This window comes from Pantoea sp. JKS000250 (assembly GCF_003201065.1).
Lineage (GTDB): Bacteria > Pseudomonadota > Gammaproteobacteria > Enterobacterales > Enterobacteriaceae > Pantoea > Pantoea vagans.
Genome location: NZ_QICZ01000001.1, coordinates 1080378 through 1094230, shown reverse-complemented (window position 1 = coordinate 1094230; position 13853 = coordinate 1080378). Strand labels below are relative to the sequence as shown.

The 13853-nt window shown below is 58.5% G+C and carries 14 protein-coding genes; 9 read left to right on the top strand and 5 right to left on the bottom strand.

The window, feature by feature from the left end:
- Nucleotides 1-20: 20 nt before the first annotated feature.
- Nucleotides 21-569: an endonuclease SmrB gene (gene smrB, locus BY447_RS05195; protein ID WP_013358610.1), complete on the bottom strand. Its 549-nt coding sequence runs from the start codon at nt 567-569 to the stop codon at nt 21-23.
- 159 nt (nt 570-728) lie between these two features.
- On the opposite strand from smrB, the gene prmB reads away from it, so the two are divergent.
- Genes prmB through BY447_RS05165 form a run of 6 tightly spaced genes read left to right on the top strand, consistent with a single transcriptional unit; the run spans nt 729 to nt 5315 of the window.
- The gene (gene prmB, locus BY447_RS05190; RefSeq protein ID WP_033783751.1) at nt 729-1661 is read left to right on the top strand and encodes a 50S ribosomal protein L3 N(5)-glutamine methyltransferase; all 933 of its coding nucleotides are present in this window, start codon (nt 729-731) and stop codon (nt 1659-1661) included.
- 45 nt (nt 1662-1706) lie between these two features.
- Nucleotides 1707-2792 carry a chorismate synthase gene (gene aroC, locus BY447_RS05185; RefSeq protein ID WP_013358608.1) on the top strand — a complete coding sequence of 362 codons (1086 nt, stop codon included), beginning with the start codon at nt 1707-1709 and terminating at the stop codon, nt 2790-2792.
- Between the two features lie 4 nt (nt 2793-2796).
- Nucleotides 2797-3621 carry a penicillin-insensitive murein endopeptidase gene (gene mepA, locus BY447_RS05180; protein WP_098052724.1) on the top strand — a complete coding sequence of 275 codons (825 nt, stop codon included), beginning with the start codon at nt 2797-2799 and terminating at the stop codon, nt 3619-3621.
- Between the two features lie 8 nt (nt 3622-3629).
- The gene (locus BY447_RS05175) at nt 3630-4433 is read left to right on the top strand and encodes a sulfite exporter TauE/SafE family protein (protein ID WP_013358606.1); all 804 of its coding nucleotides are present in this window, start codon (nt 3630-3632) and stop codon (nt 4431-4433) included.
- Between the two features lie 19 nt (nt 4434-4452).
- On the top strand, nt 4453-4998 hold the full coding sequence (locus BY447_RS05170) for an elongation factor P hydroxylase (protein WP_041457001.1): 546 nt from the start codon (nt 4453-4455) through the stop codon (nt 4996-4998).
- 32 nt (nt 4999-5030) lie between these two features.
- A complete protein-coding gene (locus BY447_RS05165; protein ID WP_003854283.1) occupies nt 5031-5315 on the top strand; it encodes a YfcL family protein in 285 nt (94 codons plus the stop codon).
- Between the two features lie 33 nt (nt 5316-5348).
- Here BY447_RS05165 and mnmC read toward each other — a convergent pair whose 3' ends face one another.
- Nucleotides 5349-7355 (bottom strand): bifunctional tRNA (5-methylaminomethyl-2-thiouridine)(34)-methyltransferase MnmD/FAD-dependent 5-carboxymethylaminomethyl-2-thiouridine(34) oxidoreductase MnmC, encoded by a 2007-nt coding sequence (gene mnmC, locus BY447_RS05160; protein WP_110330687.1) that lies wholly within the window; start codon nt 7353-7355, stop codon nt 5349-5351.
- Between the two features lie 154 nt (nt 7356-7509).
- Here mnmC and fabB point away from each other — a divergent pair, with 154 nt between their 5' ends.
- Complete coding sequence (gene fabB, locus BY447_RS05155; RefSeq protein WP_013358603.1) at nt 7510-8730, top strand: beta-ketoacyl-ACP synthase I; 1221 nt, start codon at nt 7510-7512, stop codon at nt 8728-8730.
- 85 nt (nt 8731-8815) lie between these two features.
- Here fabB and BY447_RS05150 read toward each other — a convergent pair whose 3' ends face one another.
- Nucleotides 8816-10240: a PLP-dependent aminotransferase family protein gene (locus tag BY447_RS05150; RefSeq protein WP_110330686.1), complete on the bottom strand. Its 1425-nt coding sequence runs from the start codon at nt 10238-10240 to the stop codon at nt 8816-8818.
- 87 nt (nt 10241-10327) lie between these two features.
- Here BY447_RS05150 and BY447_RS05145 point away from each other — a divergent pair, with 87 nt between their 5' ends.
- Nucleotides 10328-10771, top strand: coding sequence for a rhodanese-like domain-containing protein (locus tag BY447_RS05145; protein WP_110330685.1), 444 nt, complete (start codon nt 10328-10330; stop codon nt 10769-10771).
- Nucleotide 10772: 1 nt separating this feature from the next.
- On the opposite strand, the gene flk is transcribed toward BY447_RS05145, so the two are convergent.
- Both flk and BY447_RS05135 read right to left on the bottom strand, forming a co-directional pair.
- Nucleotides 10773-11819, bottom strand: coding sequence for a flagella biosynthesis regulator Flk (gene flk, locus BY447_RS05140; protein ID WP_110330684.1), 1047 nt, complete (start codon nt 11817-11819; stop codon nt 10773-10775).
- Nucleotides 11820-12032: 213 nt separating this feature from the next.
- Entirely contained in the window at nt 12033-12932 is a 900-nt protein-coding gene (locus BY447_RS05135) for a DMT family transporter (protein WP_013358599.1), read from the bottom strand.
- A 108-nt stretch (nt 12933-13040) separates the two neighbouring features.
- Between BY447_RS05135 and BY447_RS05130 the strand changes: the two genes are divergently transcribed.
- Nucleotides 13041-13820 carry an AraC family transcriptional regulator gene (locus tag BY447_RS05130; RefSeq protein ID WP_013358598.1) on the top strand — a complete coding sequence of 260 codons (780 nt, stop codon included), beginning with the start codon at nt 13041-13043 and terminating at the stop codon, nt 13818-13820.
- Nucleotides 13821-13853 lie beyond the last annotated feature (33 nt).

Genomic DNA, 13853 nt, shown 5'->3' with positions numbered 1-13853 from the left:
GGCCGATCCTCCGGCCCCTTTCAGGGCAACTCAGGCGGTTGCCACTCCTCAATCTCAATCAAAACCAGCAGCGCGGCATCACCGCCAAACAGCTTCGGGGCCTGGTGAAAAGCCATCACCCACGGGTGCTGGGCCAGCCACAGCGGCGTCTGCTGCTTCAGGATATGCTTTCCATGACCGGTCATGACGCTGGCGCAGAACAGATGTTCACGGCGGCAGGCGGCGATCAGTGCGCCCAGTTCCTGCTTGGCCTGCTGCTGCGTTAAGCCATGCAGATCGAGGAAAATCTCCGGCGTATAGTCGCCACGACGCAGTTTTTTCAGCTCAAAGTGGCTGACATCGGCGCGCACATAACGGGTGGCCCCTTCGGTGGAGAGCAGCGGCTGAAACTCATCCGAAAAGTAATGGCTGTTGTCCGCCTGCTCTGAAAGCAGACGTTTTACCGGCAGTTCGCGGGTTTTAACCGGTAATTTGTGCACGAAAGTATCTTGTTTCAACTGACGTGTGCCAGTCATTAACTGTCGGAACAGCGCCTGGTCATCCGGGCTTAAGGGTGTTTTTTTACTCATGACGGGTCAGTTATCTAAAAAAAGTTTGCTACACAGCATAGGCGATACCTTACCGATTAATGTCATTAAATGTCAGCTTTTTCACCTTGCTGCGCTGAATTCTCCCCGGCTTCATGGCACACTACTGGCCGATTTAGCAAAAGGCCTGCGGAGGGCTACGTGGACAAAATTTTCGTCGATGAGGCAGTGAACGAACTGCACACCATTCAGGACATGCTGCGCTGGGCGGTAAGCCGCTTTTCCGCTGCCGGAATCTGGTACGGACATGGCACAGACAATCCCTGGGACGAAGCCGTTCAACTGGTCCTGCCGTCACTCTGGCTGCCGCTGGATATTCCTGAAGATATGCGCAGTGCGCGTCTCACCGCCAGCGAACGTCTGCTGATTGTTGAGCGTGTCATCCGTCGCGTTAACGAGCGTATTCCTGTCGCCTATCTGACCAATAAAGCCTGGTTCTGCGGGCACGAATTCTTTGTCGATGAGCGCGTGCTGGTACCGCGTTCACCGATTGGCGAGCTGATTGAGAACCGCTTTGCCGGTCTGGTCAGCACACCACCGCGTCATATTCTGGATATGTGTACCGGTAGCGGCTGTATCGCGATTGCCTGCGCTTATGCCTTCCCGGAAGCCGAAGTGGACGCCGTGGATATCTCCACCGGTGCGCTGGCGGTAGCCGAACAGAACATTGAAGAGCATGGACTCATCCACCAGGTGACGCCGATTCGTGCTGACCTGTTCCGCGAACTGCCACAGCTGAAATATGATCTGATCGTCACCAATCCGCCGTACGTTGATGCGGAAGATATGGACGATCTGCCGAACGAATATCGCCACGAACCGGAGCTGGGTCTGGCGGCGGGCAGCGACGGCCTGAAGCTGGTGCGCCGCATTCTGGCCTGCGCGCCCGACTATCTTAGCGAGCAGGGCGTACTGGTCTGCGAAGTGGGCAACAGCATGGTGCACATGATCGAGCAGTATCCCGATGTGCCCTTTACCTGGCTGGAATTCGACAACGGCGGCGACGGCGTCTTCACGCTGACGCGCCAGCAGATTGTCGACGCACAACACCATTTCTCTTTTTACAAAGACTAAAAGTGGGGCGAAGCCTCGCCCGCCGAACTCTGACAAGGAAACAGCATGGCCGGAAACAGCATCGGGCAATTTTTTCGAGTAACGACCTTTGGCGAGTCCCACGGTCTGGCACTGGGCTGTATCGTTGACGGTGTGCCGCCAGGCATCCCGCTGACTGAAGCAGATATTCAGCATGACCTTGATCGCCGCCGTCCTGGCACGTCGCGCTATACCACGCAGCGCCGCGAGCCGGATCAGGTGAAAATTTTGTCCGGTGTCTTTGAGGGTGTGACCACCGGCACCTCGATCGGCCTGCTGATTGAGAACACCGATCAGCGCTCGCAGGATTACGGTGCCATCAAAGATCTCTTCCGTCCGGGCCATGCTGATTACACCTACGAGCAGAAATATGGTCAGCGCGACTATCGTGGCGGTGGCCGCTCATCGGCGCGTGAAACCGCGATGCGTGTAGCGGCTGGTGCGATTGCCAAGAAATATCTGCAGATGAAACACGGTGTAGTGGTACGTGGCTATCTGTCACAGATTGGTGATGTCGCCTGTGAGCTGAAAGACTGGAGCATCGTGGAAGAGAACCCGTTCTTCTGCCCGGATGCCGACAAGCTCGAGGCGCTGGATGAACTGATGCGTGGCCTGAAAAAAGAGGGCGACTCCATCGGTGCCAAAGTCACGGTTATGGCAGACAACGTGCCGCCAGGCCTGGGCGAGCCGGTCTTTGACCGACTGGACGCCGATCTGGCGCACGCGCTGATGAGCATCAATGCGGTGAAAGGCGTCGAAATTGGCGACGGCTTTGCGGTGGTTAACCAGCGCGGCAGTCAGCATCGTGACGAGATCCGCCACGATGGTTTCCAGAGCAACCACGCGGGCGGCATTCTGGGCGGCATCAGCAGCGGGCAGACCATCAGTGCCAATCTGGCGATGAAACCGACCTCCAGCATCACCGTGCCAGGTAAAACCATTACCCGCGACGGCGAAGAGGTGGAGATGATCACTAAAGGTCGCCACGATCCCTGCGTCGGGATCCGCGCTGTGCCGATCGCCGAGGCGATGATGGCGATCGTCCTAATGGATCATCTGCTGCGCCAGCGGGCGCAGAACGGTGACGTCAACAGCTCTGTACCGCGCTGGTGATGGCATGAAGGCTATTTTGCTTACGCTGAGTGCGCTGCTGATCAGCGCCTCCAGCCTGGCCGCAACGCCGTGGCAACAGATTCAGCAGCCGATCAGCGGCGCACCGCAGTCAATTGGTGGCTTTGCCAACGGCTGTATTGTCGGCGCACAGGCACTGCCGCTGAATTCACCGCACTATCAGGTGATGCGTCAGGATCAGCGGCGCTTCTTTGGCCATCCCGATCTGATTCAGTTTATTCAGCGGCTCAGCACCCAGGTGCATAATCTTCAACTGGGTAACGTGCTGATTGGCGATATGGGCATGGCCGCAGGTGGGCGCTTCAGCAGCGGTCACGCCAGTCATCAGACCGGGCTGGATGTCGATATCTGGCTGCAACTGCCAAAAACACGCTGGAGCGCGCAGCAGCTGCTGAAGCCGCAGCCGCTGGATCTGGTCGGGCCGGGCGATAAAAATGTGATTGCGCGTCACTGGCAGCCGGAAATCGACAGCCTGATTAAACTGGCCGCAAAAGACGACGATGTTACGCGTATCTTCGTCAATCCGGCGATTAAAAAGCAGCTTTGTGCAGACGCGGGTAACGATCGCGACTGGCTGCGGAAAGTGCGCCCGTGGTTCGCGCATCGTGCCCACATGCATGTTCGGTTGCGCTGCCCGGCGGGCAGTATCGGCTGTGAAGATCAGCCCGCACCGCCGGCTGGCGATGGTTGTGGCGCCGAGTTGCAGAGCTGGTTCCTGCCGAAACAGCCTGGGTCAGGCGCACCGGTGAAACGTGAGCCGCCGCCATTACCGCCTGCCTGTCAGGCTCTGCTGGATAAACATCTACTGTAAGGGATTCCATGGAGTGGTTTGTTGTCAGCCCGCTACTGGTCGGGCTGCTGTTTTTAATCGCCATGCTGGCTGGTTTTATTGACTCCATCGCCGGTGGCGGGGGGTTACTGACGGTACCTTCACTGCTGGCAGCGGGCCTCTCTCCGGCGCAGGCGCTGGCGACCAATAAACTGCAATCGGTCGGCGGCTCGTTTTCCGCAAGCCTCTACTTTGTGCGGCGCGGTGCGGTCAATCTGAATGAGCAGTGGCTGAACATCGCCATGACGCTGCTGGGGTCCATTCTGGGCGCGATACTGATTCAGCGCCTGCAGGCTGACTTCCTGCGCCAGATGCTGCCGCTGTTTTTAATCGCGATTGGCCTGTGGTTCCTGCTGATGCCAAAACTGGGCGAAGTCGATCAGGCGCGCCGCCTTCATGGCCTGCCTTATGCGCTGGTGGGCGGCGGGGCAGTGGGATTTTATGACGGATTTTTCGGGCCGGGCGCAGGCTCGTTTTATGCGCTGGCTTTCGTTACCCTCTGCGGCTACAACCTGGCCAAAGCGACCGCGCATGCCAAGGTACTCAACTTCACCTCAAACATGGGCAGCCTGCTGTTCTTTATGTTCGGCGGCAAAGTGGTGTGGGGAACCGGTCTGATCATGATGCTCGGTGCCTTCTGTGGTGCGCGTCTGGGCGCACGGCTGGTGCTGAGCCGCGGACAGAAACTGATCCGCCCGATGGTGGTGATTGTTTCTGCCGTCATGAGCATTAAATTATTGTGGGATAGCCACGGCAGCGAAGTTATGGCCTGGCTTGCCACGCTGCATTCGTAACCTGAAACGCGATACCGTCATGAACCCGACCCATCATTATGAACAGCTGATCACGCTGTTTGATCGCTGCTTCAGCGATGAATTTCAGACCCGCCTGATTAAAGGCGACGATGAACCGATCTATCTTCCTGCTGATGCGGAGTCGCCGTGGAACCGTGTGGTCTTTGCCCACGGCTTTTACGCCAGCGCCCTGCATGAGATCTCTCACTGGTGCATTGCCGGTGAAGCACGCCGCAAACTGGTCGATTTTGGCTACTGGTACTGCCCGGATGGCCGCGATGCGCTGACCCAGAGTCAGTTTGAAGCGGTTGAAGTGAAGCCGCAGGCACTGGAGTGGATGTTTTGTATGGCGGCAGGCTTTCCCTTCAACGTGAGTTGTGACAATCTCGACGGAGATTGTGAGCCGGATCGCATTGCGTTCCAGCGTAAAGTGCATGCTCAGGTCATGAGCTATCTAACGTCGGGCATTCCCGACCGTCCCGCGCGTTTTATTACCGCTCTGGCGGAATTTTATGGCAGGCCTTCACTCACCGCGTCGCAGTTTCCCTGGCCGGACGATCTGTGATGCAGGAAGGCATTATTAATAGAGGAATTGAGATGATCGCAGAATTTGAAGCGCGTATTCTGGCCCTGATTGACGACATGGTCGAGCATGCCAGTGACGATGAGCTGTTCGCCAGCGGTTATCTGCGCGGGCATCTGACACTGGCTGTGGCCGAAGTGGAGCAACTGGGCGAACATACGCCAGAAGCGCTGCAGATTCAGGTCTCCCGCAGCCTGCAAAATGCTATCGCTGCCGGAGAACTCTCACCGCGCGACCAGGCATTAGTGGTCGGAATGTGGGACAACCTGTTTGTTCAGGCACGCCAGCTCTCCGCATAACGTTGCAGGGCGGCGTGCCGCCCTCAGCATCGGCTAAACTGCTTTTCCCTTCAGTAATTTCCTCACCCAGTAACGATTCGGATTAAGCGCTGCCAGCGTACTCGCGTCCAGCGGCTGCGGCTCGCCCGTCAGCTGGGCTGCCAGCACTTCGGCTGCCAGCGGCGCACTGCACAGGCCGCGCGATCCCAGCGCACCAAACAGATACAGGCCCGCCAGATCGGGTGCATCAGCGATATCGTGACTTGCGGCCAGCTGAGCCGGTAAATCAGCGTACTGCAGAAGCGTAGCGTCATAATCCGGCACGCCGCCCACCATCGGCAGGTGATCCCGCGTGGCGCAGCGCACACCCATTCTCGCCTCGCCGATACTGACATCCACGCTCTCTGCCCAGCGACGGTCAGGCAGGCAATCCAGCAGTCGGCTGCGGTTCTCCTGCTGATCCTCTTCCCGGTAATCGGTTGTGGTGTCGCCACGATGATAGCTGGCACCAATACAGTGGGTGCCGAACTGCGGGCTGACGGGCGTCAGATAGCCGTCGTAACAGAGCACGGTCTGCAGCGCGTCGAGGCCCGGGGTTGACGGAACATGGCTCACCTGACCGGCCACCGGATAGGTCGGCAGCGGGGCGCTCTGCGCAACGTCGGCCATCGCATGTCCGTTAGCCAGCACCACCGTCGGATGACGGACCGCCGGGCTATCGCTGAACGTCAGCGTCCAGTGATCATCATCCCGTGAAAGGCTGCTCACCCGGTGCAGCCAGTGAATGCGTAAGCCCTGGGTTTCGCCATAAGCCAGCATCGCGGTGGTCAGTTCGGCCGGTGCGAGCCAGCCACCTTCCGGGTAGAAAATGCCGCTACAGCCATGGTCAACATTTGCCAGTTTCTCCGCCTCTGCGACATCCACGCCACGAGCGATGGATTCGGGCAGGCCCATCGCCAGCATCTGATCAATCTTCTTACGGCTTTTCTCATCCCAGCTCAGTTGAAGCACGCCGCTCCAGTGATGCTCATAGGTGACGGTTAACTGATCGTAGAGCCGACGGGCGAAGCTGAAGGCCGCCGGGAAAAAGGTGGCGAGCGCCGGGTCGTGCTGGTTGAGCAGCGGATAGAGCGCGCCCTGACGATTACCGGACGCGCCCAGCGCGGGGGCTTCGTCGGCACAGTAAAGGGTGACCCGCCAGCCGCGACGTAGCAGCGCCAGCGCTAAAGTGGCACTGGCGACGCCGCCGCCAATCAGGGCAACATCACGCTGCTCCGCAGATTGACGATGATACCAGGGCTGCGGGCTGGGTAACGGAGGCGCATCCTGCAATGGTCCGCACAGCATTTCGCGCTTCGGGCCAAATCCCTTGCGGCGGATGACGGTAAAGCCTGCCTCCTGCAGGCCGCGCCGGACGATGCCTGCGGCGGTAAAGGTTGCGAAGGTCCCTTGTGGACGCGCCAGCTTTGCCATCATGCCGAACAGTTCCGGCGTCCACATATCCGGGTTCTTCGACGGCGCGAAGCCATCCAGGAACCAGGCATCCACCTGACGATGCAGGCTCTCATCCAGCTCTCCCATCAGCTGGTTAATATCGCCGAGCCACAGGTCGAGCGTGATGCGTCCGCCGTCAAACAGCAGGCGCTGACAGCCGGGCAGGGCCGCAGGCCACTGCGCCTGCAGCGCTTCGGCCCAGGGAGCCAGTTCCGGCCAGTGCTGCTGCGCAGCAGCCAGGTCTTCACGGGTTAACGGAAATTTCTCAAAGCTGATGAAGTGCAGACGTTTTAACGTGGCATCGGGCTGTTCGCGCTGAAACGCATCAAACGCCTGCCACAGCGTCAGAAAGTTGAGGCCGGTGCCAAAACCGCTTTCCGCCACGATCAGCAGATCGCGCGGATGCGCTGCAAAACGCCCGGGAAAACCGTTGCCGCCTAAGAAGACATAGCGTGTCTCTTCCAGACCATTGTCATTAGAGAAATAGACGTCGCCAAACGCTCGGGAAACAGGTGTACCCTGTTCATTCCAGTTTAGCTGTGCATGTTCAACCGGGGTTAATTTCACGGTAAAGGCTCGTTTTTCAGGCAGTGGCGCGATTCTAACGACCCACGTGACATGACGCAAATTTACAAAAGGAAATAGCTGATCGGACTTGTTCGGCGTACAAGTGTACGCTAGAGTGCATGCCAATTAAGAAGAAGTGGATGAGGAAGATTGAATGAAACGTGCTGTGATTACTGGCTTAGGGATCGTTTCCAGTATTGGTAATAACCAGCAAGAGGTGCTGTCATCTCTGCGTGAAGGACGCTCTGGCATCACCTTTTCTGAAGAGATGAAAGATTCCGGCATGCGTAGTCACGTCTGGGGTAACGTTAAATTAGATACCACCGGCCTCATCGATCGCAAAGTTGTGCGTTTTATGAGTGATGCGTCCATCTATGCTTATCTTTCCATGGAAGAAGCGATTAAAGATTCCGGCCTCACCACTGAAATGTATCAGAGCAACCCACGTGTGGGCCTGATTGCAGGTTCAGGCGGCGGTTCTCCACGCTTCCAGGTGTTTGGTGCGGATGCTATGCGCAGCCCACGCGGCCTGAAAGCGGTTGGCCCCTATGTGGTCACCAAAGCGATGGCCTCTGGCGTTTCTGCCTGCCTCGCCACGCCATTCAAAATTCATGGCGTAAACTACTCGATTAGCTCCGCCTGTGCCACCTCTGCGCACTGTATCGGTAATGCCGTTGAGCAGATTCAGCTCGGCAAACAGGATATCGTTTTTGCAGGCGGCGGCGAAGAGCTGTGCTGGGAAATGGCCTGTGAGTTCGACGCCATGGGCGCGCTCTCTACCCGTTACAACGACACGCCAGAGAAAGCGTCACGTACTTATGACAATGAGCGCGACGGCTTTGTTATCGCCGGTGGCGGCGGCATGGTGGTGGTTGAAGAGCTGGAGCATGCGCTGGCACGTGGTGCGCACATCTATGCCGAAATCGTTGGTTACGGTGCGACGTCAGACGGTGCAGACATGGTCGCCCCATCAGGTGAAGGCGCAGTGCGCTGCATGAAGATGGCGATGCACGGTGTCGATACGCCAATCGACTATCTGAACAGCCACGGAACCTCTACTCCGGTAGGTGATGTGAAAGAGCTGGGTGCGATTCGTGAAGTGTTTGGCGATAACACGCCTTACATCTCAGCGACCAAAGCGATGACCGGCCACTCACTGGGTGCCGCTGGCGTGCAGGAAGCGATCTACTCGCTGCTGATGCTGGAGCATGGTTTTATTGCGCCAAGCATCAACATTACCTCGCTGGATGCGGCTGCAACCGGTATGAACATCGTCACTGCGCCGATGGAAAAAGAGCTGACCACCGTGATGTCTAACAGCTTTGGTTTCGGCGGCACCAACGCCACCCTGACCATGCGTAAATATCAGGCATAATCATTACGTCAGTACGCTGAAGGGCCGGCTTGCCGGCCCTTTTTGTTTTTCAGCTCCTCTGCGTGACCTCGTTTACCCCTCGGTATTAAGCCTCCCGCAGCAGCAGCCGCAGCAAGGTATCGCATCCTGCCACAATCTCGTCAGGCGTCAGCGCGGCAAAGCCCAGTATCCAGCCTTGCTGCGACACTGATCCGGCATAGAGCGGACTGAGACGCGGCAGCAGCAAACCCTCTTGTGCCGCCAGCGCGGTTAAGCGCGCTTCATCCTTCTGCAATTTCACCGTCAGCTGTAATCCACCGCCGCTGGCTATCGGCGTGAGCCATGGCGAGAGCCGCTGCTCAATCTGCTCAAGTAACCGATCGCGACGGCTGCGATAGAGCTGACGCATCAGCCGCAGATGGCTGGCGAAATGTCCCTGCTGCAGGAAGGCGGCAGTGACGGCCTGTGGCAGCAGGGCGCTATGCCCATCGAGCACGCTGCGTGCCTGACCGATGGGCGTAATCAGCGCGGGCGGCACCACCATCCACGCCAGACGTAGAGAGGGAAACAGCGATTTCGAGAAGGTGCCCAGCGTGATCACCCGCTGTTGACGATCCAGTCCCTGCAGCGCAGGAACAGGCCGTTCGTCGTAATGAAACTCACTGTCGTAGTCATCTTCGATTAACCAGCACTGGTTGCGCTGCGCCCAGTCGAGCCACGCCAGACGCCGGGGCAGGCTGAGCGTGACGCCGGTTGGATAATGATGCGAGGGCGTCAGATACATCAGCTTCGGACTGCCGCTGGCAGGGATAGCACCTTCGGCATTGACCGCAATCCCGCGCACTTGTGCACCTGCGGCCATAAAGGCATTACGTGCTCCGGGATAGCCTGGTTCCTCCATCCATACCTCATCACCAGGATCGACGAACATCATCGCCAGCAACTGCAGCGCCTGTTGTGAACTGGTCAGAATGATGACCTGCTCCGGCTGGCACGTTACGCCTCGTGAGAGCGCCAGATAATCAGCGAGTGCGCTGCGTAACGGCAGATAGCCGCAGGGATCGCCGTATCCCATTGCCACGCTGCCCAGTGAACGCTGCACGCTGTTGCTCAGGCGTCGCCAGGTGTCGTGAGGAAAAGCGCGTAACTCCGGTGAACCGGCGGCAAATGCATGCGGAAAAGGGGGATCCTGACAGCCGCCGGTTGCCAGCACCTGCTGGCCCCGCGCCGAAAAGCGGGCGGGCTGAGGCCGGGCCGGTAAGGTTGAAGGACTGGCGGGCATGATGATAGCGACAAAGGTGCCGCGACCGGTTTCGCGTCGAAGGTAGCCCTCACTTTCCAGCTGGCCATAGGCGGCTTCCACCGTCACACGAGACACCTGCAGATCCTGCGCCAGCTGCCGGCTGGAGGGTAACTGCTGACCGGCGTGCAAATGGTGACGGTTGATCGCCAGCCGCAGGGTAGAGCAGAGCCGCTCTCGCACGCCGCCACTGGCCTGGTGCTGGAAAAGTTGTAACAGTGGTGAAGGCATATGGGTCTTAACCCTGCTGGATAATGGGTATCAGTAAGCAGTCCACTTTGCCGTAAACTGCGACTTCACCACAACAGGAGAATCGCTATGTCATCGGTTTTACAGATTCCGGCCGCCACGCCGCAGCAAAGCCTCGACTATCTGCAGGCAAAACTCGCTTATTACACCGACGCCTGGGATCTGGCGGAAGATCTGGCCCGGCAGGCACCAGAAATTGTGGTGATCGATGCCCGTGCGCCGGAGGCTTATCGCGCCGGGCATATCTGCGGTGCGATAAGCTTTCCGCATCGAGGGATGGACGCCACCACGACGGCGCGGCTCGATCGCAATAAAGTGTATGTCACCTATTGTGACGGCATTGGCTGTAACGGATCGACGAAAGCGGCCTGGAAACTGGCATCGCTGGGATTTCAGGTGAAGGAGTTAATTGGCGGGCTGGATTTCTGGAAACGTGACGGTCATCCGCTGACCTGGGGTGATGCAGTGGGCGAATGGCCTGCCGCCGCGCCCATAGCATCCTGCGGCTGCTGACTCAGAGTACCAGCCAGAGTAAAAGGGTGATGACTACCAGTGCGACAAAGAATCCCAGCAGGGGACGCTGCGCCAGCGGCTGTATCGCGGGCGGCAGCGATGCAACAAAGGGTGACCAGATCGGCTGAGGTTTAATCTCGCTGGGTGCCAACGGCTGCTCGAGAAGTTTTTCTGCCCGGTCAGCGCGACGACTGAACAGGAAGTTCAGCAGATCCTGCGTCTGTGCCGTGGTCAGAACCATCTGCGGCGTCGCCTGAAAACGCTGCTGGCTGTAATCCTCCAGCTGCTGCCGTTCCTGCTGATCGAGCGGCTGCTTCAGAGATGCTTCCAGCAGTTGCAGCGTCGGTGCACTGTGCTGACTCAGCGTCTGGCGCACCTGCAGGTATTGTGTCAGCAGCGGGAAGTGGCGTGAGGGGATCGGGTCGCCGCTGGTCAGATTCACCAGTTTCAGCGCCGCCGACCACAGCTTACCGGTGGATTCGCCGGTGGCGGCGGCCAGGCGCACCACCTGCTGATTCAGGGTATGGTGCTCAGCAGGCAGCAGCGTGCGATCGCTGACGCGGATCTGCTGCGGCTGGGGAATTGTCATCTGCCCGTTCTGCAGCATCGTCAGCACCTGGCGCAGCTGATCCTGGCTCAGCGCGCTCAGAACGGTCTGACCAAACTGCTGACGGATAAAATCGCTGACGGCCTGGCGGTTATTACCTTTCGGCAGCAGCTCGGTGAGCTGAGTCATCAGCTGGCGGGTGCCATGCCCGTTCTGCGCCTGTGTCAGGCGACTATTCAGATACTGTTCTGCCGCCGGAAAATGACGCGACTGTAACTCGGCTTCACTCTTTACACCCACTTCATGACGGACGCCCGCCCAGAGTTCAGGCGCTTTAAGATTGCTGAGCGATAAGATACGCACGATCAGGCGCTCTAACGTCGTGCGCTGGGCAGGGGAGAGAGGTTGTTCGCCCGCCACAAAACCGTGACGGGGCACGCCGGTTTGCGGATTGACTGATGAACGATCGACCGGCGCACCGGGGCCGCTGAGAGGTTGCATGGCGGATTCCTTGGGAAAACAGAACAGCGTGGGGTGCGCCGGAAAACGAATAGGCCATGATAGCAAAACCCCCCGGGAAATCCCACGGGGGACTCGCGTTTCGGCGCGAGATTTACGCTTCAGTTGTGAACCTCAGCCGCCTTTATTTACTACTACCTTCAGCTGCATCTTTACTCACCGCAGCCATCTTCCGTCATCCGCAGAGGGTGCGATTCAGGATGGTGGCTGAGTTACCGGTTTATGCCGGGTTAAAGGTGTACGCAGCCGCTGCGCCAGTATCACACCGCCCAGCGTCAGACCCCCGCCAATCCAGTGATAACTGTGCAGTTGTTCATGCAGAAACAGCACGGCGATCAACGCGGTGAACAGTGGCGTCAGATTCATAAAGATGCTGGTGGTACTGGCCCCCAGGCGCTGCACGCCATGGATCCATAAAAAGGGCGCGATGATGGAGGCGAACAGTCCGGCAAATGCCACCAGTGGCAGGTTATGCCAGTTTAGCGACACGTCTGGTGCCAGTAAAAAGCCGGGCAGCAACAGCAGTACGCCAAATACGATCTGCACATAGAGACTCTGCCAGATTGGCAGTGGCAGCGCCCAGCGTTTGGTCAGGACGCCATACAGCGCATAAGAGGTGGAAGCGGCCAGCATCATCAGTTCACCTTTTCCCATCCCGTGATTCAGCAGTTGCATCACGTCACCCTCACTGACCAGCCACACCAGCCCGCAAAAAGAGATGACACTGCCGAGCAGGATACCGAGCGTTGGCGCAATCCGCAGGATAACCACGCTCAGCAGCACGGTGAGCAGCGGGATCAGCGCGCCGATAATGCCCATAAAGAGCGCACTGACGCTGTGCGCGGCGTAATAGGCGAGGCTCTGATAGAGCACCATGCCGAGCAGCCCAAGGATCGCCAGCCGCCAGAGGTGCGGTCTGATGATCTTACGCATGCGCCACACCCCAGGCAGCACAAAGGGGGTCAGCACCAGCAGCGCCAGCAGCCAGCGATAGAAGGAGATCGCTGCCGGATCGATCGCACTGGCCGACAGTTTGCTGACAATTGAGTTGATCGACCAGATCATCACCGCAAAGAGTGGGTACAGGAAAAACATGCTGACTCTCCATACATCATCACACACCATTAATGAGGCGCAGTGTACGCTTGTCCGGATTTATCCAGATAGTTAATATCGGACAAAATGAGCAAATGAGCGGACAGAATGAGCCTGAAAGTGACCTACCAGCCGCCAGTGAATGCACCGCAGCTACGCTACTTTATGCGCTATGAACAGGCCAATGCCCGCACCGAATATCTGCCACATTCACATGCCTGGGGCCAGCTGATCATGGTGAAAAGTCACGTGCTGGAGATGCAGGTCGAGGGCGAGCGCTTGCTGACGCCCGCCGACATTCCGGTCTGGATCCCGCCAGGTCAGCTGCACAGTAGCTATAACCATCGTCAGGCGCAGTTCCGCACCTTTAATCTGGCGGCCTCGCTCTGCGCCGATTTACCCCGGCGCGCCTGTCTGATGCTGGTGGATCCCATTGCACACGCCATCATGGACGATTTCGCTGAGCAGCAAATCGAGCAACCCGCAACGGATGCGCAGTGGCGGCTGTGCGAGGTGTTGCGCGATCGCCTGCAGGTGGCGCAGGTGCAGGAGAGCTATCTGCCCACCTCGCAGGATAAATTTCTCGCACCGGTGTTACATGCACTGGAAGCGCATCCTGGCGATAACACCACGCTGGCGGGCTGGGCGGCGCGGGTCTTTACCACCGAACGGACGCTGGCGCGACGCTGCCAGCAGCATCTGCATATGACGTTTGGTGAGTGGCGGCAGCGCCTGCGGTTTCTGCGCGCCATCGTGCTGCTGGAGCAGGGAGAAAGCGTACAGAGTATCGCCCATGAGCTGGGATACAGTTCCGCCTCGGCGCTGATTGTGATGTTCCAGCAACAGGCAGGCACCACGCCCGATCGCTACCGTGCGCGGTTAGGTTAACGCGTCGCTTTGTGCCAGAATAATTGCCTCACA

What these genes read in the sequence shown, in the direction of transcription:
- aroC (WP_013358608.1), top strand. Translation starts at nt 1,707, where the DNA reads ATGGCCGGAAACAGCATCGGGCAATTTTTTCGAGTAACGACCTTTGGC.
- mepA (WP_098052724.1), top strand. Translation starts at nt 2,797, where the DNA reads ATGAAGGCTATTTTGCTTACGCTGAGTGCGCTGCTGATCAGCGCCTCC.
- BY447_RS05170 (WP_041457001.1), top strand. Translation starts at nt 4,453, where the DNA reads ATGAACCCGACCCATCATTATGAACAGCTGATCACGCTGTTTGATCGC.
- BY447_RS05165 (WP_003854283.1), top strand. Translation starts at nt 5,031, where the DNA reads ATGATCGCAGAATTTGAAGCGCGTATTCTGGCCCTGATTGACGACATG.
- BY447_RS05150 (WP_110330686.1), bottom strand. Translation starts at nt 10,240, where the DNA reads ATGCCTTCACCACTGTTACAACTTTTCCAGCACCAGGCCAGTGGCGGC.
- smrB (WP_013358610.1), bottom strand. Translation starts at nt 569, where the DNA reads ATGAGTAAAAAAACACCCTTAAGCCCGGATGACCAGGCGCTGTTCCGA.
- BY447_RS05145 (WP_110330685.1), top strand. Translation starts at nt 10,328, where the DNA reads ATGTCATCGGTTTTACAGATTCCGGCCGCCACGCCGCAGCAAAGCCTC.
- BY447_RS05130 (WP_013358598.1), top strand. Translation starts at nt 13,041, where the DNA reads ATGAGCCTGAAAGTGACCTACCAGCCGCCAGTGAATGCACCGCAGCTA.
- BY447_RS05175 (WP_013358606.1), top strand. Translation starts at nt 3,630, where the DNA reads ATGGAGTGGTTTGTTGTCAGCCCGCTACTGGTCGGGCTGCTGTTTTTA.
- flk (WP_110330684.1), bottom strand. Translation starts at nt 11,819, where the DNA reads ATGCAACCTCTCAGCGGCCCCGGTGCGCCGGTCGATCGTTCATCAGTC.
- fabB (WP_013358603.1), top strand. Translation starts at nt 7,510, where the DNA reads ATGAAACGTGCTGTGATTACTGGCTTAGGGATCGTTTCCAGTATTGGT.
- BY447_RS05135 (WP_013358599.1), bottom strand. Translation starts at nt 12,932, where the DNA reads ATGTTTTTCCTGTACCCACTCTTTGCGGTGATGATCTGGTCGATCAAC.